18 protein-coding genes are annotated in these 20275 nt (G+C 54.1%); 9 read left to right on the top strand and 9 right to left on the bottom strand.

The annotated features are described in order from the left end of the window. Positions 1-120: 120 nt before the first annotated feature. Positions 121-1911 carry an ABC transporter transmembrane domain-containing protein gene (locus TRICHSKD4_RS13950; protein ID WP_009759596.1) on the top strand — a complete coding sequence of 597 codons (1791 nt, stop codon included), beginning with the start codon at positions 121-123 and terminating at the stop codon, positions 1909-1911. A gap of 90 nt (positions 1912-2001) precedes the next feature. Here the strand turns inward: TRICHSKD4_RS13950 and TRICHSKD4_RS13945 are convergent, their stop codons facing one another. Both TRICHSKD4_RS13945 and TRICHSKD4_RS13940 read right to left on the bottom strand, forming a co-directional pair. Further along, the gene (locus TRICHSKD4_RS13945; protein WP_009759595.1) at positions 2002-2793 is read right to left on the bottom strand and encodes an SDR family NAD(P)-dependent oxidoreductase; all 792 of its coding nucleotides are present in this window, start codon (positions 2791-2793) and stop codon (positions 2002-2004) included. 125 nt (positions 2794-2918) lie between these two features. Next, positions 2919-4832 carry a propionyl-CoA synthetase gene (locus tag TRICHSKD4_RS13940; RefSeq protein ID WP_009759594.1) on the bottom strand — a complete coding sequence of 638 codons (1914 nt, stop codon included), beginning with the start codon at positions 4830-4832 and terminating at the stop codon, positions 2919-2921. 200 nt (positions 4833-5032) lie between these two features. Between TRICHSKD4_RS13940 and TRICHSKD4_RS13935 the strand changes: the two genes are divergently transcribed. Together TRICHSKD4_RS13935 and TRICHSKD4_RS13930 are read left to right on the top strand one after the other, a co-directional pair. Then, positions 5033-5797: a sulfite exporter TauE/SafE family protein gene (locus TRICHSKD4_RS13935; protein WP_009759592.1), complete on the top strand. Its 765-nt coding sequence runs from the start codon at positions 5033-5035 to the stop codon at positions 5795-5797. Positions 5798-5858: 61 nt separating this feature from the next. Beyond that, a complete protein-coding gene (locus tag TRICHSKD4_RS13930; protein WP_009467638.1) occupies positions 5859-7508 on the top strand; it encodes an acyl-CoA synthetase in 1650 nt (549 codons plus the stop codon). Positions 7509-7572: 64 nt separating this feature from the next. On the opposite strand, the gene TRICHSKD4_RS13925 is transcribed toward TRICHSKD4_RS13930, so the two are convergent. Next, positions 7573-7752 carry a YdcH family protein gene (locus tag TRICHSKD4_RS13925; RefSeq protein WP_009467637.1) on the bottom strand — a complete coding sequence of 60 codons (180 nt, stop codon included), beginning with the start codon at positions 7750-7752 and terminating at the stop codon, positions 7573-7575. A gap of 290 nt (positions 7753-8042) precedes the next feature. Here TRICHSKD4_RS13925 and TRICHSKD4_RS13920 point away from each other — a divergent pair, with 290 nt between their 5' ends. The 3 genes from TRICHSKD4_RS13920 (at position 8043) to TRICHSKD4_RS13910 (ending at position 9969) form a co-directional block, all read left to right on the top strand. Continuing rightward, the gene (locus TRICHSKD4_RS13920; RefSeq protein ID WP_009467635.1) at positions 8043-8249 is read left to right on the top strand and encodes a YdcH family protein; all 207 of its coding nucleotides are present in this window, start codon (positions 8043-8045) and stop codon (positions 8247-8249) included. A 102-nt stretch (positions 8250-8351) separates the two neighbouring features. Continuing rightward, positions 8352-8840, top strand: coding sequence for a 5-(carboxyamino)imidazole ribonucleotide mutase (gene purE / locus TRICHSKD4_RS13915; RefSeq protein WP_009467634.1), 489 nt, complete (start codon positions 8352-8354; stop codon positions 8838-8840). A 31-nt stretch (positions 8841-8871) separates the two neighbouring features. Then, complete coding sequence (locus TRICHSKD4_RS13910) at positions 8872-9969, top strand: 5-(carboxyamino)imidazole ribonucleotide synthase (RefSeq protein ID WP_009467633.1); 1098 nt, start codon at positions 8872-8874, stop codon at positions 9967-9969. On the opposite strand, the gene TRICHSKD4_RS13905 is transcribed toward TRICHSKD4_RS13910, so the two are convergent. After that, entirely contained in the window at positions 9955-11370 is a 1416-nt protein-coding gene (locus tag TRICHSKD4_RS13905) for an MATE family efflux transporter (protein ID WP_009467632.1), read from the bottom strand. The genes TRICHSKD4_RS13910 and TRICHSKD4_RS13905 overlap by 15 nt on opposite strands. 342 nt (positions 11371-11712) lie before the next feature. Between TRICHSKD4_RS13905 and rpsU the strand changes: the two genes are divergently transcribed. Beyond that, positions 11713-11940, top strand: a complete 228-nt coding sequence (rpsU, locus tag TRICHSKD4_RS13900) for a 30S ribosomal protein S21 (RefSeq protein WP_009467630.1) — start codon at positions 11713-11715, stop codon at positions 11938-11940. 118 nt (positions 11941-12058) lie between these two features. After that, a complete protein-coding gene (locus TRICHSKD4_RS13895; RefSeq protein ID WP_009467629.1) occupies positions 12059-12922 on the top strand; it encodes a tetratricopeptide repeat protein in 864 nt (287 codons plus the stop codon). 9 nt (positions 12923-12931) lie between these two features. Here TRICHSKD4_RS13895 and TRICHSKD4_RS13890 read toward each other — a convergent pair whose 3' ends face one another. The 5 genes from TRICHSKD4_RS13890 to TRICHSKD4_RS13870 form a co-directional block, all read right to left on the bottom strand. Beyond that, the gene (locus TRICHSKD4_RS13890; RefSeq protein ID WP_009467628.1) at positions 12932-13603 is read right to left on the bottom strand and encodes a pseudouridine synthase; all 672 of its coding nucleotides are present in this window, start codon (positions 13601-13603) and stop codon (positions 12932-12934) included. A 102-nt stretch (positions 13604-13705) separates the two neighbouring features. Further along, entirely contained in the window at positions 13706-13987 is a 282-nt protein-coding gene (locus TRICHSKD4_RS13885) for an aa3-type cytochrome c oxidase subunit IV (protein WP_009467627.1), read from the bottom strand. 111 nt (positions 13988-14098) lie between these two features. Continuing rightward, complete coding sequence (locus TRICHSKD4_RS13880; RefSeq protein ID WP_009467626.1) at positions 14099-15472, bottom strand: AarF/ABC1/UbiB kinase family protein; 1374 nt, start codon at positions 15470-15472, stop codon at positions 14099-14101. Between the two features lie 88 nt (positions 15473-15560). Continuing rightward, positions 15561-16442, bottom strand: a complete 882-nt coding sequence (locus tag TRICHSKD4_RS13875; RefSeq protein WP_009467625.1) for a DUF3445 domain-containing protein — start codon at positions 16440-16442, stop codon at positions 15561-15563. 14 nt (positions 16443-16456) lie between these two features. Continuing rightward, on the bottom strand, positions 16457-18283 hold the full coding sequence (locus TRICHSKD4_RS13870) for a M3 family oligoendopeptidase (protein WP_139052120.1): 1827 nt from the start codon (positions 18281-18283) through the stop codon (positions 16457-16459). Between the two features lie 199 nt (positions 18284-18482). Between TRICHSKD4_RS13870 and TRICHSKD4_RS13865 the strand changes: the two genes are divergently transcribed. Continuing rightward, on the top strand, positions 18483-20069 hold the full coding sequence (locus TRICHSKD4_RS13865; RefSeq protein WP_040616890.1) for a sigma-54 dependent transcriptional regulator: 1587 nt from the start codon (positions 18483-18485) through the stop codon (positions 20067-20069). Positions 20070-20275 lie beyond the last annotated feature (206 nt).

Raw genomic sequence — 20275 nt, 5'->3', positions numbered from 1 at the left:
TTTGAATCCCACCCACTGCGTCATAAGGCCCGATATGACCTCAAGTTCATAAGAGTGACTGGCAGACTTCTATCCGCTGGCGTATGTAACGGCTTCATTTCGTAGAATATGAAAGCAAACATGACCGCTGACACGGCCTCGAAAAACAAAAAGTCTCTCCGCCCGCTGGTTCGATTACTGCCATACTTGGCCAGACATCGTGCGATGGCAGCCGCTGCAGTTGTGGCGCTTGTAACCGCTGCCATTATCACCCTGATCTTGCCAACAGCAGTCAGGCGCATGATCGATTTCGGTTTCGGGGCCGATGATCCAAAGTTGATTGATGCTTATTTCTTTGTCTTGATGGGCGTGGTAACCGGTCTCGCCGTTGCAAGCGCAACACGGTATTTCCTTGTCATGTGGATCGGCGAACGGATTGTTGCCGAAGTACGTGCAGATGTTTTTGCCCATTTAACGCGACTAAGCCCCGGGTTTTATGACACAGCCCGTTCCGGAGAAATTCTCTCCCGCCTGACTGCGGATACGACACAGATCAAATCTGCATTCGGCGCAACGGCGTCGCTGGCGATGCGCAACTTCGTCATGTTCATTGGCGCTGTGGTGATGATGGTGTTCACAAGCCCGCGACTTTCGTTAATTGTGCTCGCCGCCATCCCAGTGATCATTGTGCCCTTGATCGTCTTTGGCCGATCCGTCCGCCGCCGCTCTCGCCACGCGCAGGACACACTTGCCGACGCCTCCGCCTATGCGAATGAGATGCTGGGCGCTGTGCGCACTCTTCAAGCCTTTACCAATGAGGCACAAGCTGCGTCTCGGTTCCATGGCGCGGTTAAATCAGCCTTTTCTGCCGCCCGCCGTGCAACAGCTTCCAGAGCGGCGCTAACAGCCTTTGCAATCGTGATTATCGGCTCCAGCATCGTTGCCGTTCTGTGGATCGGGGCCAATGATGTTTTTGATGGCCGCATGACCGGCGGAGAACTCAGTCAGTTCCTACTCTATTCCATTCTGGCAGCCGGGGCACTTGCCAGCCTGTCAGAGGTATGGGGGGAACTGTCGCAAGCAGCTGGTGCAGCGGAACGCTTGAGCGACCTTCTGGAAGTTCAGCCAGACATTACAGCACCCGCAAATCCGCAGCATTTGCCGGACCGAACAACCGGCGCGATCAGCTTCAATCAGATTGGGTTTGCCTATCAGGCCGCAGAAAAACTCCAAATTCTTGATGAGATCACTCTCGACATCACTCCGGGTGAAACAATCGCCGTGGTTGGGCCTTCAGGTGCAGGCAAATCGACCCTCTTCCATTTATTGATGCGGTTTTATGACCCCACATCAGGCCACATAAGTGTCGATGGAAGAGACATTCGTGAGCTCGACCCGCGGGACTTGCGCGCACAAATCGCGCTTGTTCCTCAGGATACGGCCATCTTTGGCGCAAGTATTGCCGAGAACATTGCCTTTGGGCGCCCGGAAGCAACACGCGATGAAATCCAGTCTGCAGCTGAAGCAGCCCTTGCACTGCAATTCATTGAAAAACTTCAAGATGGCTTTGACACACTTGTCGGGGAGCGCGGCGTCACCCTGTCTGGCGGGCAGCGCCAGCGTATTTCTATAGCCCGTGCCATCCTCAAGAATGCGCCTATTTTGCTGCTCGATGAAGCAACCAGCGCGCTTGATGCTGAAAGTGAAAGCCTCGTTCAGAAAGCACTGGACCGTTTGATGGAAGATCGCACCACACTGGTGATCGCCCACAGACTAGCAACAGTGCTGAAAGCAGACCGTATCATTGTCATGGACGGCGGCAAGATCGTTGAAACCGGCACACACGTAGAACTCAGCGCCCAGAACGGGCTATATGCCAAATTGGCGCGACTGCAGTTTAATGCAGGGCTGCCGGAAGCGGAGAACGCCTGATGTTCACCCGCTTCATAGCAGTCACACGAAAAAGGCCCCTTCATCCGGGGGTCTTTTGGTATTTCAGTTTCGTAATGTCAAAACTGCGCTTTAGTCAGCGTCTGGCACAGGAACCGTGTAGTTAAGCGGCAACCGACCACCATCTGCATAAATAGTTTGGCCAGTGACGTAGCTCGCTTCATCTGAAGCGAGGAATGCGGCTACGCTGGCGATTTCCGAAGGCTCTCCAACCCGCTGCAATGGCGTGCGACTCAAGATCTTGTTGCGAGCCGCCGGATCAGAATTCACCGACGCCAGCATTTCCGTCATGATCGAGCCCGGCCCGATGGCATTGACGCGAATGCCGTGCGGCGCAAGTGCAAGAGCTGTTGTGTTGGTCAATTGTCTCAAGCCACCCTTGGAAACGCAGTAAGGGATCTGGTTTGGGATACCGACAACAGCATTGATCGACGACATGTTGATAATGCAGCCCGGTGTACCACCTTCCTCGATGCGCTCCACGAAATGGCGAGCCACGGCTTGAGAACACAGGAAAGCGCCTTTCAGATTGATCGACAGGACCCGGTCAAAGTCCTCTTCCTCAAGTTCCAGAAAATCAGCACCAGCTACAACGCCGGCATTGTTCACCAGAATATCAATCTCGCCATAAGCGTTGATTGTTTCGGCAACCAGATTCCGCACATCAAGGCGTTCGGCAACATTACAATGGATGTAGGTCGCTTCACCCAGCGCCTTCAGATCCTCTTCGGCCTGCTCCCCCGCTGCATCATCAACATCGGCAATAACAACCTTCGCACCATCCAAAACAAACCGCTTTGCAACAGCAAAGCCGATTCCCCTGGCCGCACCAGTGATGATGGCCACCTTGTTTTCAAGAGACACGAAAAAACCTCACGGATCTGATTAAAATTCAACAGGCCCAACAAAAAGGACAGGCCGCAAAACGGCCTGACCATAGGACGGTACGCGCCTCGTGTCGATGGGCACGCACAAGTTCTTTCACCGCGTTAAGCGGTCGTGCCGATCCCGTGCGTCTGCAACGCTTGAATAATCTCATCCAAAATGGCCGGATCATCAATGGTTGCTGGCATCTTGTAGGTTTCGCCATCGGCAATCTGCCGCATGGTTCCGCGCAAGATTTTGCCAGACCGGGTTTTCGGCAAACGCTCCACAGTGATCGCAATCTTGAACGCCGCAACAGGGCCGATTTTCTCACGAACAAGCTTGATCAACTCTGCCTCGATCTCGGCATGCTCACGATCAACACCGGCCTTCAGAACCACAAAGCCACATGGCAGCTGCCCCTTCAGCTTGTCAGCAATACCGATCACTGCACACTCGGCAACATCCTGATGTTGGGCAAGAACTTCTTCCATACCTCCAGTTGACAACCGGTGGCCAGCAACATTGATGATGTCATCGGTCCTAGCCATGATCGACAGATAGCCATCATCATCCATGATGCCGGCATCAGATGTCTTGTAGTACCCCGGAAACTCAGCGAGATAAGCGTCGTTGAATCGCTGGTCTGCGCTCCAGAGCGTCGGCAGACAGCCCGGAGGCAGCGGCAACTTGACCACGATATTCCCAAGCGTATTTGCAGGAAGAGGATGACCTGCATCATCGAGGATTTGCACATCGTATCCCGGCATCGGGACGGTCGGCGAACCGGGTTTCACTGGCAGTTTTCCAAGTCCCAACGGATTGCCAACCATCGCCCAACCGGTTTCGGTCTGCCACCAGTGGTCGATGACAGGCACTTTCAACTGGTCAATCGCCCAGTTCACTGTTTCGGGGTCAGCACGCTCCCCAGCAAGGAAAAGAGACCGGAACTGCGAGAGATCGTAATTGCCGATCAGCTGCCCTTCCGGGTCTTCCTTGCGAATGGCGCGAAATGCTGTTGGCGCTGTAAAGAGCGACACGACATTGTGCTCGGAAATGACGCGCCAGAAGACACCTGCATCCGGCGTTCCCACCGGCTTGCCTTCAAACATGATGGTCGTGCATCCATGAAGCAGCGGCGCATAAACAATGTAGGAGTGCCCCACAACCCAGCCCACATCTGAAGCCGCCCAAAACACCTCACCCGGATCAATACCATAAAGGTTCGGCATCGTCCATTTCAGCGCAACCATGTGGCCGCCATTGTCCCGAACAACCCCTTTTGGCTGACCAGTGGTCCCGGAGGTGTAGAGAACATAAAGCGGGTCGGTCGCCTTGACCGGCACACACTCAACGGTTCGTCCCTGAATGTCGGCATCCGACATCAGTGCACCTGCATCAAAATCACGGCCCTCAATCAGGTCTGCCGGGCGTTGATCACGCTGGAAGATCAGGCAGGATTGCGGCTTATGGGCAGATTGCTCAATCGCAGCATCAATCAAAGGCTTGTAGGCGATCACACGGCCCGGTTCGATACCGCACGACGCAGCAATAATGGCTTTTGGTTGCGCATCATCAATCCGGGTAGCCAGCTCATTGGCCGCAAAGCCGCCGAACACCACAGAGTGGATCGCCCCAAGGCGCGCGCAGGCAAGCATGGCCATCGCAGCTTCAGGGATCATCGGCATGTAGATGATAACCCGATCCCCTTTTTGAATACCGCGGTCTTGCAGGACGGCCGCCAAAGCCTGAACCCGTTCAAGCAACTCTTCATACGTGTAGGTTGCATTGTCCCCAGTAATCGGGCTGTCGAAGATCAGGGCCGGCTGGCCCGGACGCCCCCGCTCGACATGTCGGTCCAGACAATTGTAACAAGTGTTACATTCCCAATCAGGAAACCAGCGTCCATACTGGCCCATATCCGCATCAAAGACAGTGTCAGACTTCGAAACCCAGTCGATCTCATCCGCAGCATCTTTCCAGAACCCGACGGGATCAGTTTTCCAGCCTGCGTAAACTTCATGATAGCGGCTTGCCATGGTCTCGACATCCTCCCAGAGCCACGTCTAGCCCTCCATCTTGGGCCAGAACAAACATGTATTGAGTTCTGTTTTAGCCTCAGATGCAACAACTTGCCGATACGACATTCGAAGGGAGGGGTCTTTACGTATTTGGTTTCCCCATGCTTAGGTGATTAAAGTCCTGCTCCCACCCTGCCTTCTACGGACACCCTCTAAGAATGACACCCATCACAGACCCTTGGTTTTATGCAGCTGCCATTCCAGCTGTGATTATCGTTGGCCTGTCCAAGGGAGGCTTTGGAGGCACGTTGGCCATGTTCGGCGTTCCCAGCATGGCATTGGTGGTATCGCCCGTGCAGGCAGCCGGCATCATGCTTCCCATTTTGGTGCTTATGGATGCAATTGCCCTTTTCGCCTACAAGGGCGAAGCGGATAATAAAACCCTGCTTTATCTACTCCCCGCTGCTGTCATTGGCATCGGAATCGGCTGGGCAACTGCTGCTTACGTCAACGAGATATTCGTCACGTTACTGATCGGCGTGATGTCACTCATTTTTGTTCTGGACTATCTGATCAAGCGCAAACGAGACCTCGCGCCAGCCGATCACGACCTGAAGAAGGGCGTTTTTTGGGGAACCATCACAGGGTTTACCAGCTTTGTGAGCCACACCGGTGGCCCACCTTATCAGCTGTACACAGTTCCACTTCGGCTAACGCCAACACTCTTTGCAGGAACAGCCGTCATTTTCTTTGCGGTCGTCAACGCCATCAAGCTCGTGCCGTATTTCCTGCTCGGCCAGTTTGATAGCCAAAACCTGATGACTTCGCTGGTCCTCCTGCCCCTTGCGCCTCTGGCGACGCTGGCCGGTGTGCGGCTCGTTCGCATCATCAATCAGGAGCTTTTCTACAAGCTGATTTACGCAATCATGGCCGTAATAGGCTTGAAACTCGTCTTCGACGGCCTGATCGGTCTAATTGGCTGACCCCAAAACAAAACCTCATTGCATCAAACCAGTTTTCCGGCTTTCATCCGGAAAATAACCAATGTGGGAGGATGGTTTGGACACGATGGTGAACCCGTTTGATATCGGGCTTGGAAAAAACGACGCCAACTATGCGGCCCTCAGCCCACTCAGCTTTCTGGTACGTGCCGCCGATGTGTTTCCGGAACAAACGGCCATTATTCATGGGTCCAGCCGCCAGAACTACAAGACTTTTTACCAGCGCTCCCGCCAACTGGCCTCCGCACTTGCAGGTCTCGGCATCGGCAAGGGAGACACGGTGAGCGTCATGCTGCCCAATGTACCCCCGATGCTGGAAGCCCACTATGGCGTGCCTATGACCAAAGCTGTCTTGCATTCCATGAACACACGGCTGGATGCGGGCATCATCGCCTTTCAACTGGATCACGCAAATACAAAGGTGCTGATCACGGATCGAGAGTTTTCAACGACCATGAAAGAGGCTTTGGCTCTGGCGAAAGTCAATCCGGTCATCATCGACTATTCAGATCCTGTCTTTCCGCAAGACGGCGAACCCCTTGGAACCCACGATTACGAAACCTTTCTAAAATCCGGAGACCCAGACTACGCATGGTCACTCCCCGATGACGAATGGGATGCGATCTCGCTGAACTACACATCCGGCACCACGGGCAATCCCAAGGGCGTGGTCTATCACCATCGCGGCGCTTATTTGCTGGCTCAAGCCAACATCATCACCGCGTCCATGGCTAAGCATCCGGTGTATCTCTGGACATTGCCGATGTTTCACTGCAATGGCTGGTGTTTCCCATGGTCCCTATCTGTGGTGGCCGGAACTCATGTCTGCTTGCGGTGGGTTCGCCCGAAAGCTCTTTGGGATTTGCTTGCAGATGAGAACGTGACCCATCTGTGCGGTGCCCCGATCATCATGTCGACACTGCTCAATGCGCCTAAGGAAGATGTTCGGAACCTAAACGACGTTGTTGAGTTTTTCACTGCAGCTGCCCCACCGCCGGAAAGCGTCTTGGCCGCTATGAAGGAAGCTGGCTTCAACGTCACCCATCTCTATGGTCTGACTGAAGTTTATGGCCCTGCGGTCGTCAATGACTGGAAACGCGAATGGGATGGACTGACAGCATCCGAGCAGGCCAGCAAGAAGGCACGGCAAGGCGTGCGATATGTTGCACTTGAAGGGCTGGATGTCCTTGACCCGGAGACCATGCAGCCCGTGCCAGCAGATGGGACCAGCCTTGGCGAGGTCATGTTCCGCGGCAATGTCGTGATGAAGGGCTATTTGAAAAACGAAGACGCCACCAATGAGGCCTTTGCGGGGGGATGGTTCCACTCAGGTGATCTCGGGGTGAAACATCCAGACGGTTACATTCAGCTCAAGGACCGATCCAAGGACATCATCATCTCAGGTGGTGAAAACATTTCATCCATCGAGGTGGAAGACGTTCTTTACAAACATCCCGACATTCAGGGGGCTGCTGTTGTTGCACGACCGGATGACAAATGGGGCGAAACGCCCTGCGCCTTTGTCGAAATCGCTCCAGGCAGCTCAGTCTCAGAAACTGACATTATCGCTTATTGCCGCGAGAACCTCGCACACTTCAAAGCGCCCCGAACCGTGGTCTTTTGTGAACTGCCCAAAACCTCGACCGGGAAAATCCAGAAGTTCGAGCTTCGCGAGCGCGCAAAAGCGTTGTAGCGCCCAATCAATAAATAGACCAAAGAAAAAGCGCCGCGGAATTCCGCGGCGCCTTTTAACCACCCTAATGAAGGGGGGGATCATGACGTATTCGTTCAATCTCTTCCTTGAGCTTGAGCTTCCGTCGTTTCATGTCAACCAACTCTAGTGAGTCCGTGCTCGGATGAAGCGCGGCATCCTCAATCTTCCGTTCCATTTCCGCATGACGACGCTGCAGCTCGGCGAGATGAGACTGAAGTGACATGGAATTTACCTCCTGTCTGGTTGGTCAACTGGAGGATCGTGCCACAACGGAAACCCGCTTGTCGATTGCGGTTTTTGCATAGCTTGAAAATTTTGCCGTCAAAATCCGTATAGGTTGAGACAAATTTTCTTGCTCGGTAAACAAATCCTTCACCCAAATGCCGCGGCTGCATTGCTCCAAAGGCACTTGCCCAGGTATCAATTTAGTTCGCATAGGTCGGCATTGGCTCTTGTTTTTTAATGTGTTTGTGATCTAGGAAGATCGTCATCACCAAGGTCAGGGACGAGTAAATGGCCCCTACTACCGAACAGCTCCTTCGGGCAGAACTAGCTGAACTTCGTCAAGAGCACCGAGATCTTGATGCCGCGGTCACAGCCCTCGCCGGGTCCGCAAATTTGGACATTCTGCAGCTGCAAAGGCTGAAAAAGAAAAAGCTGATGATCAAGGATAAGATCTCACGCCTTGAAGACCAGCTCTTTCCGGACATTATCGCCTGATACTTTCGCTCCTGATTTTCCGTTCTGGTCCGGGTTGCATCTGACAAATTCGGACCTATACTCCGCCGCCTTCTGCGGGATTTCCGCGCCAGGGAGCAGCCAATGAGCAAACCAGCCATCGCCATCATCATGGGTAGCCAATCAGATTGGCCGACTATGAAACATGCCGCCGACACACTGGATGAGCTGGGCATCGCTTACGACGCGCGCATCATCTCTGCGCACCGAACACCAGAGCGAATGTATGAGTTCGCCAAGGGCGCCAAAGACGAAGGCTTCAAGGTTATCATTGCCGGCGCTGGTGGCGCAGCACATCTACCGGGCATGACCGCCGCGCTTACATCCCTTCCCGTATTCGGGGTTCCAGTTGAAAGCCGTGCTCTATCCGGCGAGGACAGCCTGCTTTCCATCGTTCAAATGCCGGGCGGGATTCCGGTTGGAACCTTGGCCATCGGCAAGGCCGGTGCAACAAACGCTGCACTTTTGGCAGCAGCGGTACTTGCGCTGTCTGATGACGAAATAGACACCCGTCTGACCGCTTACCGACAAGCCCGCACAGCTGGCGTTGCCGAAAAGCCGGTCGACGCCTGATCTTGCAGTTTCCAGAAAAAGGGTAGCCACAATGTCAGACACCAGATCTCTGGCAATCGGCGATACGATTGGCATTCTTGGCGGCGGTCAATTGGGTCGCATGCTCGCGCAGGCAGCGGCCACACTGGGACTAAAAACGCATATTTTTTGCCCGGACCCGGCGAGCCCTGCATTTGATGTCGCCTACACCTACACAGTGGCTGCATACGACGATAAGGACGCTCTGGAAGGATTTGCAAAAAGCTGCTGCGCAATCACCTATGAATTTGAAAATGTGCCGGGCGAAACGGCTACCTTTCTGGAAAGCCAATGCGTTTTGCGCCCCGGAGCCAAGGCACTGGAAGTTTCTCAAGATCGCCTGTTTGAGAAGGAGTTTCTGACCTCAGCGGGTGTGGCCATCGCCCCATTTGCGGACATTAAGAACGAAGCCGATCTTCAAACAGCTCTTTCTCGCTTCGGTGGCAAGGGTGTCCTGAAAACTCGCCGCTTTGGCTATGACGGGAAGGGACAGGTAATGATCCGCGAGGCGTCGGGTGCGCAGGGCGCACTGGCGCACCTGAACAATGCACCGGCTGTGCTAGAAGGACTAATTGCTTTCGACCGTGAAGTCTCTGTCATTGTTGCGCGGGATGCAAGCGGCACATGCGCAGCTTATGAGCTGACCGAGAACAGGCACGAGCATCATATCCTCGACACATCAACCGTGCCTGCAAACGCCTCTGAGGATTTGAGATGCAAGGCAAAGGAAATGGCTGTCCAGATTGCCAACAAACTGAATTATGTCGGTGTGATGGGCGCTGAGATGTTTGTTGTTCCTGCGGAGAACGGCGGCGAGGAACAGCTACTGGTGAACGAGATTGCACCACGCGTTCACAACTCTGGACACTGGACGCAAGACGCTTGCCTGTGCTCGCAATTTGAACAACACATTCGTGCAGTCGCGGGCTGGAAACTTGGGTCATGCGAACGACATTCAGACGTTGTCATGCAGAACCTGATCGGAGATCAGGTCAATGCCTATGCAGATATCCTTTCCGAACCAAACGCTAAATTGCATCTTTACGGCAAGGCGGAAGCCCGCCCGGGGCGCAAGATGGGCCACGTTAATCGGACCTCACCGCGTGCGTGACTTTTTGACAGGCTCTTGAATAAGACCAAGAGCCTCACGGCGATAAAAGCGTAAGTTGGCCAGAATGGCGACAGTTACCAAGCCACCGGCCAGCCCGCACCAAATGCCAACACCATCCCAGCCAGCTCCAAACCCTAAGGACAGGGCCAAAGCAATACCGATCACCCAATAGCCGACCAAGGCGTAAATAAGCGGGATGGTCGTATCCCCCAAGCCACGCAAGTTATTGACGCCGATGATCTGCCCGCCATCAACAAGCTGAAAAAGCGCCGCCACGATCAAATAGGAAACACCAAGCGCAAGAACCGCTTCGGCCTGCGGGTTTTCGAAATCCAGATAGAGCGACACCAGCTGCTCCGGGATCGTCCAGAACAACACAGCAAAAGCGAACATGAAGCTCAAGGTCACCAGCAGGGCAGACCATCCGGCTCGTCCAACCGCTTCTTTGTCGCCGCGCCCAGCCGCCAGACCGACCCGCGTCATCGCCGCCTGACTAAGTCCCACAGGCACCATGAATGTGAGCGAGGACAGCTGAAGGGCAATGCCATGGGCTGCGAGTGGCAAGGTGCCAATCCAGCCGATCATGATCGCAGAAGCTGCAAATAGGCCTGCCTCGGCAACAATCGTAATGCTGATTGGCAATCCGACCTTCCAGATCTGAAAGAAAACCGGCCAGTCACTGCGCCAAAGGCGTCCAAAAATATTGTACCGCCTCAGCCTCTTATGGCGCAGCACATAGACGGTGAGATAAATAAAGGTTGCCAGCGAACTCCCAACCGAGGCGATGCCAGCCCCGATCAGTTCAAGGCGCGGAAAGCCGAAATGACCAAAGATAAGCAAGTAATCCAGGATCGCATTGACGATGGCACCGCAGATGGTCGCATACAGGACGATCTTGGCCATTTCCATGACTGTTAGAAAGCCACGGATGGCCATGATCAAAAGAGCCGGAAACAGCGACCATTGCAAATAACGCATATAGGTGCCAGCCATCGCGGACACATCGGCTTCCTGCCCAAGATAGACCAGAAGGTCACCGGTAAAGAACATGACCACCCAAGCCGGGATACAGTAGATGCTGACAACCCAGAACCCCATGCGCACCGCACGGCGCATTTCCCTTAAGTCCTTTTGCCCGCGCGCCTTCGCCGCCAAGGGAATAACCGCCTGAATGACACCCATTCCGAAGAACCAGGTCATCATGTAGACGTTGAAAGCCAAAACGGATGCGGCGAGTTCTTCTGCCCCGAGCCGACCGATCATCAACACATCCGTCGTGTTGATGGCCATCTGCGCCAACTGGGCACCGGCCAAGGGCATGCCAAGCATCAATGTGGGACGAATGTCGCTGCGCCAAAACCCGGCTGCAGAAACGGCCGTCAGACCGCTAAACCCGGCCATGGGAACTCCAAAGGATAAAGGTCGCTAAGCTACATTCAGGTGGCAGCGACCGAAGGACAGAAAAACCAATCGAAAACCAATACCTGTGATGATTGTCAGTGTCCATCAATCCGAACGCGTGCGAGCGCGGATTTTCTGCAGGTGCCATGTGGACAAAATGAAGGTGTTCTGCTAGACGACGCGCCAAAGTGAACGACGCGTCAGTGGCCACCTGAAAAATCTGTGTCTTTGCCTTCATCGGGCAGTCCAACAGAGAGAGGTAGCCTTAGAGCGCGAACTTCAAACTCCTTGTTAAATCTCAGATGCTGCACCAACGCAGCACCACATTATGGGAACAAACGCGTGCAAATTCAGGTTCGCGACAACAATGTCGATCAGGCCCTTCGGGTTCTCAAAAAGAAACTCCAGCGGGAAGGTGTTCTCCGCGAGTTGAAACTTCGTAACCGTTTTGAAAAGCCATCTGAAAAGAAGGCTCGTGAGAAGCAGGAAGCTGTCCGCCGCGCCCGCAAGATGGCCCGCAAACTGGCCCAGCGCGAAGGCCTCTTGCCCGGCAAGGCTGCTCGCCGCTAAGATTGCCCTATTAGGGCCATGACTTTACGCCACATTGTGGCCTTCAAGCAGCCGATCGGGCAACGGTCGGCTCTTTGTTTGTAAGTAACCCAGGCACGAGTTGAGTCGAAAAGCGGTCATGACAGAATTAAACGAAGCACTCGTTTCACGTTTTACCCTTGGAACTCAACACCTTGCAGCCATACTCCTGTCTGCACTCGTATTGGCCGGCTGTCAGAGCGATGGCATTTATTCCGGCGTACCGATCAATCGTGCCGTTGGGTCTTCCGCCAACATTGATTCGCTGACGTCTGTTATTGAAGCCAATCCTCAAGACGCGAACGCATACAACACGCGCGGAATTGCCTATGGCCAGGCCGGAAAACTGGATCAGGCGATGACTGACTTCAACGCCGCCTTGAACCTCAATCCCAATTCCTATCAGGCCTACACAAATCGCGCCCTCGTGCTGCGTCGCCAGGGACAACTGCAACCGGCCATTCAAGACTATTCACGGGCCTTGAATATCAGAGGCGATTATCGTCCTGCACTGGTCGGCAGAGGCAATGCTTATCGGCAGCTTGGCCAAAACGGTCCAGCGCTCAACGATTTTAATGCGGCGATTGCTCAAAACAGCGCGGATGCCCGAGCCTTTTACAATCGTGGTCTGATCTACCAGTCTCAGAACCAGCACATGAAGGCCGTGGAAGATTTTGCCACTGCCATCGGCCTCAATCCGAAGGCGGCAGCGCCTTATACAGCACGTGGCATTTCCTATCTTCAGCTGAACGATCCGAACGCTGCTTTCTCTGACCTGTCCATGGCCGTCAACCTGGACAAGAAGTCCTCGGTTGCGTGGGCCAACCGTGGTCTGGCACTGGAGCTTTTGGGCAAGGAAGTCGATGCACGCCGCAATTACACCAAGGCGCTCACGCTTGACACAAACAACAAGCTGGCGCGGGAAAATCTTGGCCGCTTGAACCGCGGTCAACGGGCAATCTGATCAATACTGCTAGAACGGACACGGCACAGTAAACGTGACACGCTCCCCGTTTGAAGGGTGATGCAAGGTCAGAGTTTGTGCATGCAACAGCAACCGGTCGGACGCTGTCAAAGCGTCCCCTTGCGCATAGAACCGGTCCCCCAGGATCGGGTGCCCAATTGCCAGCAAATGAACCCGCAATTGATGCGACCTGCCCGTGATCGGGATTAAGCGAAGCTTCGCCGTTTTTAGGTCATGCTCCATGACCTGCCAATCCGTGTGCGCTGCCTTGCCGTGTTCAAAACACACCATTTGCTTCGGTCGGTTCGGCCAATCGCAACGAAGCGGCAGCGTTACCCGCCCCTTTTCGGTCACCGGAACTCCAGAAACCCGGGCAACATAGGTTTTTGAGGTTTTCCGGCGCTCAAACTGAAGCCCCAGATGCCGATGCGCCTCTCGGTTCATCGCCAAAACAAAAACGCCGGATGTATCCAGATCAAGACGATGCACAATTCGCGCATCAGGGAATTGCTCTTGCGCGCGCTGCTCAACACAATCTGCATGTTCTGCAGCCTTGCCCGGCACACTCAACAAGCCACTTGGTTTGTTCACCACGAGGATGTCCTGATCGACATGGAGAACCTCCAGATAAGGCTCCATCGGTGGACGATAGACAAACTTCGGTGGGCTGGGGTTGTTCATGCTTTGCTCATGGCCGGTGAGCCTAACAACAAAAGGCGCGAGTTGCCCCGCGCCATTTGTGAATTGACCCTACAGAGGATCACACCATCTGCTATGCAGACGTTAGACAGTCACGATGGAAATCAGGACCGTCAAAACAAAAATTGCAGTTGGCGGAATCCAGCCGGACTCGCCCAGTGCCATGCCAATGCCGGATGCAGCGAGAGTTGCGACCAGCATCACCCAGCCGAAGAAGAAGGCAGCGGAGCCACCGAAGGCGAACAGGATCAGGCACAGAACGATGTTGAGGATTGCAACAACACCAATCTTCGAAAAGTTGATGAAAGCGTCATATGTGCGCTCGTGCTCGGCATAATCCATTGCCGGTGCTGTTTCGTCAGACATTCAGTCCCCCGATTGAAAAAGATCATCAGTTGCTCTCTTTACAATAAAGCTATTGCAAAGGGCAATCTCTCCGTTAGGTGCTATTGACGCAGTTTGGCGTCTAAATGAGCGTCAATTTGACATACCCATCGGCAAAAGTCCGGATTGCGCCAAAACATCAGACTGTCGGCGCGCCACTTCATCCAAATCGAATCGCTCGATCTGCTCATTGAACAACTGAAAGAAGTTCAACTCTGCACGTAGATGCAAGAAGACCCCACCCAGCCCAATTGCAGCCCTGTCCATGAAAACAAATTCCTGAGGTACGGTAACAGGGCCCAGCCGTTTAAGCTCTGAATGCACTTTGAAGGCCTCGCGGCGCCCATACTCTGCCGGACTGATGCCGTCGGCGATAGAGCGCACACGATCTGTCAACAATGGCCCGTAGATAAACCGCGCCCAGATGTTCAAAACATCAACAATTTCACGAGATAGATTTTTGAACCCCCAGCGCTCATAGGCAGACACGGTTCGCGCTTCGTCCTCTTCCAAAAGCCCGCGATAGAGGTCAACCACGCCTTGCACAAAGCCGGGTGGAAAAATGCGGATACAGCCATAATCGAGCAAGTTAATCCCATGCGGCGCGTCTTGTTCTCCATAGACGGTGTAGTTGCCCAGATGGGGGTCCCCGTGAATGACGCCAAAATGGCTGAATGGATGCCACCAGGCATGGAACATGCACTCGGCCAACAGGTTCCGCTGTTCCAACGAGTGCTCTTTGTAATCGAGCAAAGGTCGCCCATGCAGCCATCCCATCGTGAGCAAGCGCTTGGTCGACAGTGGCTCAATCAGATCAGGCACCCTGATGCGAGGCTCATTTTCAAAAATGGAGCGATAGATGGCCATGTGGGCCGCCTCGCGCTCGTAATCGAGTTCCTCACGAACGCGGGCGCTAATTTCTTTCGCTATCTCCCGCGTATCAATGGCTGGCTGCATGCGCCTGTGAACAGAAAACAGCATCTGGAGCTGTTTTAAGTCCGCTTCGACCGCCGATGCCATATCCGGATATTGCAGCTTGCAGGCCAGAGCCCTCCCGTCCTTGCCATAGGCTCTGTGCACCTGACCAAGGGAAGCCGCAGCGGCTGGTTCCTTATCAAAGCTGTCAAACTTTTCGTGCCAGTTTGCGCCAAGCTCTGCCCGCATGCGCCGTTTTACAAACGCCCACCCCATGGGCGGTGCATTGGCCTGCAACTTGGCAAGTTCGGCCGTATATTCTGGCGGCAATGCATCCGGGATGGTCGAAAGCAGCTGCGCAACCTTCATGAGCGGTCCCTTGAGACCACCAAGCGCGGCAGCAAGTTCAGCAGCATTCTTTTCGTTATCCAGCCCAACGCCAAACAGCCGTGCCCCGGCCACCTTTGCGGCGATACCGCCAACATTGGTGCCAACGCGAGCATAACGCCCTACTCTGGCCGATAAACGATTGCTTTCCCGATCTCTCGCCATTCAACCACCACTTAATCTTGCTGGGCCTCTCTTGGGCCCGCGCCACTTTATTTAGCTTTCTTTAGACAAAGAACCAGTGCGAAAGATCCTATTGCGCCAGCGCTTGCAGTTCTTGGCACAAAATTTCCCGGTGGCGTGTCAGTCCTTTGTAGACAAGCTGATCGGTGTTGAGCGCAGCAAGCTGGTCAGAAAGGCTTCGTGCAAGCCTGCCCCGCTCGGGATGACGCTCCAGTTCAGCGAGCGGGTCGTGATGGATCTTGATGGTGAAAAGAATGTCTCCGCTTCGGGCCAGTCGGCGCAATGTCTGGCGCTCGACCCTCATGAAAAGAGAAGCGAGCGCAGACGCATCGCCATTTGAGATCTGAGGCGCAAGCTGTTTTGGCTCAGGATGGTGCAGGTCCGCATCGTCATAAATCGACCAGTTATAACGACACACCAACTGCCCCACCTTCAAGTTCTCAAAAAGTCTCTCAACGACAGCTCCCATGCGCCCGTCATTAAAACCCGGAACGTTTTCATGAATGGCATGCATGGATTGGGAGAACTTTTCCCGAAGCGACCACGAAGAGGGAAAACACAAGCACGCAGCAGCCAACCGATATACATCAGGACTGGAGCGCATCAAGACAAGGTCTTCCTGTATGAGACGCGCCGCTGTTTCCAAAGCAGGTCTGCCTGAGAGAGGAATGGTCAAATCGCCAACAATCGCACCTGTCTCATTGAAGCTGTAAAGTTCGCCATGGACAGACTTGAGATGTTGGACGACAAGGTTCAGGATTTCCTCCTGCGCCTCGTCAGTGTCAGGTTCTGCCTGAAATACGCGCCCATGAGCACCAGACAACAGCCTTTGTTTTTCAAGAAGGTGCGCTTCGAGACGAGCATCAGGCTCCAACCACTCCCGGTCCTCTATTGGCTTCAAGCCGACCGTGAAGGGTCGGCTCGAGCCGTCATAGGGCGTGTGGGTAAGCACCAAGGGCACCTCCGTCAGCTATCCAGGTCCTCAAGCTCGTCAATGATGCGCTCAATCACGGACAAGCCCTTTTTCCAGAACGCCGGATCACTGGCATTCAGGCCGAACGGAGCCAGCAGTTCTGAATGATGCTTCGTGCCTCCGGCTCTCAAAAGATCAAAATACTTCTCCTGAAAACCGCTTTCCGCTTCCTCATAGACAGCATAAAGCGAATTCACCAGACAGTCGCCAAAGGCGTAGGCGTAGACATAAAACGGCGAGTGGATGAAATGCGGGATATACGTCCAGAACGTCTCATATCCCTCATTCAGCCGGATCGCCGGCCCGAGACTATCGGCCTGAACAGACATCCAGAGGTCACCAATCTGATTGGATGTCAGTTCGCCTTTCTGTCGCTCTTCATGCAGCTTGCGTTCAAAGCTGTAAAACGCGATCTGCCGGACAACTGTGTTGATCATGTCTTCGGCTTTGGAAGCCAACAGGATCTTGCGCGCATTAACCGTATCAGCCTTGGCAAGCAGCGCCTTGAACGTCAGCATTTCGCCAAATACGCTGGCGGTTTCGGCCAATGTGAGCGGAGTCGGAGCCATCAATGGACCGTTTTCAGCCGCCAAGACCTGATGCACACCGTGGCCAAGTTCATGGGCCAGTGTCATCACGTCCCGCGTTTTGCCCTGATAGTTCAAGAGAACATAAGGGTGTGCGCTAGGCACCGTTGGATGGGCGAATGCTCCCGGCGCTTTGCCGGGACGGGCAGGCGCATCGATCCAGTTCTTGTCAAAAAAGCGGCCTGCGATTTCGGCCATATCACCGGAAAATCCGCCATAAGCCTCCAAAACGGTTGTCTTGGCGTCCTCCCACGAAATGATCCGATTGTCGGACTTTGGCAAAGGTGCATTCCGGTCCCAGGCATTGAGGGTCTCAAACCCAAGCCAGCGCGCTTTCATCTTGTAATAGCGGTGAGACAAACGCGGATAGGCGTCATGCACCGACGACACGAGCGCATCGACAACATCACGCTCGACGCGGTTTGCCAAATGGCGGCTGTCGGCAATGTCCTCAAACCCACGCCAGCGATCCGATATTTCCTTGTCTTTTGCAAGCGTGTTGGTGATCAAGGAAAACGTCCTCAGGTTCTCACCAAAGGTCGTGGTTAGCGCCTTGAAGGCCGCTTCTCGTTTTTCCGGTTCGGAGCTTTGAAGCAGGTTGAGTGTCGGCTCCAGAGTTTGTTCGTTGCCTTCAACCTCGAAACTCAAGCTTGCCATGGTCTCGTCAAATAGACGGTTCCAAGCCCCGCGCCCCGTAATGGATTTTTCGTGGAACAGTTGCTCGACACGATCCTCCAGCTGATAGGGCTTATCCTTGCGAAGATCTTCAATCCATGGGCGGTAATGCGCCAGCCCCTCATTCTTCATCGCCTGATCAAGTGTCTCATCGGAAATCCGGTTGAACTCCAGCGTGAAGAACAGCAAGTGCGTGCTGGCAGCGGTAATGCGCTCTTGAACATCACCATAAAATTTCTGGACCTGCGGGTCAGTTGTACTTCCAGCATAAACCAGCCCGGCATAGGAAATGAGCCGTCCAAGACCGTCCTCCAAAGCCTCATAAGCACGGATCGCTGTCACAAGCCCCTCGACATTGGAAGTCGCCAGCTCTTCCAGACGCCCTTTATAGGCCGTTTCGAAAGTTTTGGCCTTCTCTTCAGCCCCCTTCAAATCGTCTTTGACTTCCGGAGAATCGAGTGCCGGGTAAAGATCGGTCAAATCCCAATTGGGCAATTCTCCCATAGACGAACTAGTTTCCTGAGCGTCGGCGGCACGGGCAATTTCCGCAGAAGGCATACATTTCACTCCAGAATGATCAAATGGTGGTCCACCAATAGCATGTGGAAACGCACTGGTCAGCGTTGGACTCTTTTGAAAATGACCGCAATTCCCTCACCGGCATTTTTTGGGGCAGACAGCAAGATTTATTTACCAATTTACGACCAGACTGGACCGAATTGAGACAAATCACCCAGATCCGAGACAGGAAACCCCAATGCAGGCAAGTGGCGGCAGAATACTTATAGTGGACGATGATCCAATCCAGCGCCGCCTGCTGGAGGAAGCTGTCAAAAAAGCTGGCTACAAAAGCCGAACCGCCGAAAATGGTGTTCAGGCTATTGAGATCATGATGGGGCCAGATGGCAACGACATTGACCTCATTGTCCTCGACATGGTGATGCCGGAGCTTGACGGTCTCGGCGTGCTGACCAAACTACGATCCGAGAAGATCGCCACACCAGTGATTGTGCAAACAGCTCAAGGCGGCATCGATGTTGTCGTCAATGCAATGAACGCAGGCGCACAGGACTTTGCGGTTAAGCCGGTTTCGCTGGAACGCCTGAATGTTTCCATCCGCAACCTTCTGAAAACATCAGCACTTGAAGACGAAATCACCCGGTTCCGCAAACAGGCATCCGGCACCCTGACCTTTGACGACATCATCACCCACTCCCCTGCCATGGAAAGGGTGATCAATCTCGGACGCCGGGCGGCCTCCTCCCAAATCCCGATCCTGATTGAAGGGGAAAGCGGCGTCGGCAAGGAGCTGATTGCCAGCGCCATTCAAGGCTCTGGTGACCGCAAATCCAAGCCCATGATCACCGTCAACTGCGGCGCGATACCGGAAAACCTCGTTGAATCGATCCTGTTCGGCCACGAAAAAGGGGCCTTCACAGGGGCGAACGAAAAGCATGTTGGCAAGTTTCAGGAAGCAAATGGTGGCACGCTGTTTTTGGATGAAGTTGGCGAGCTACCACAGGATGTTCAGGTTAAACTGCTGCGCGCACTGCAGGAAAACGAGATCGATCCGATTGGTGCCAAACGGCCAGTGAAAGTCAACTTCCGGCTGATTTCTGCAACGAACCGGCGGCTGATCGAAGAGGTCAAGGACGGTGTTTTCCGGGAGGACCTCTATTATCGCTTGAACGTGTTTCCGATCTGGATTCCACCGCTCCGCGACCGACGCGAAGACATTCCGGCGCTCACGCATCATTTTCTGGCACGCTTTTCCGCTGAAGAAGGCAAGCCACAGGTCGCCAGCGTTGCGACCGATACCCTCGACTTGCTTCAGTCCTATCACTGGCCGGGCAACATTCGGCAGCTGGAGAACGCCGTTTTCCGGGCGGTTGTTCTGTGCGACGGAGCACAGCTCACCGTGGACGACTTTCCCCAAATCGCGGCAGCTGTAGACCGGCCTCATCCGGTCCGCACCAGACAGGCACCAAGTGCTGCAGTATCGCGTCCTCCGACACCTCCTGTAGACAAACACGCCCAAGCACCATTGGAGCAATCCTCTAACGCTCAAACGGCCCCTCAAAGCCACGTCATAGGTGAGAATGAGATTGCACCACCGGCGGGCTTCAGTTCTGGCGCTCCGTTTGGATTTATGCCCAACCTTGATGATCAAGGGCACATTCGATCCTTGTCAGCCATTGAAGAAGAACTGATCCGGGCAGCCATCGATCATTACTCTGGACGGATGACGGAAGTTGCCAAGAGGCTCGGTATCGGTCGGTCGACGCTTTACAGGAAGCTGAAGGAGTATGGCCTGGAAGAAAGCAGCGAAGGGGAAGCTGCTTAACCTTGTTCGGTGTGATTCGAACCGCTGTCTTGCGCAAAATAGCTATGAGCGCTAATTTCCTGCAAATTCTGTGGAGGCGTTGCAATTCTGCCACGATCTTCGAGCACTTACAATCAAGGTAAAGGCTTCTTAACCTGACAGGGCTAAGATTTCGATGATGTAGGGATCTATCGGGACGTGGCCTGCTGGGCCAACTCTTTTACGGC

This window comes from Roseibium sp. TrichSKD4, from assembly GCF_000148725.1.
Classification (GTDB): domain Bacteria; phylum Pseudomonadota; class Alphaproteobacteria; order Rhizobiales; family Stappiaceae; genus Roseibium.
This window is presented reverse-complemented; position numbering and strand designations above follow the sequence as displayed.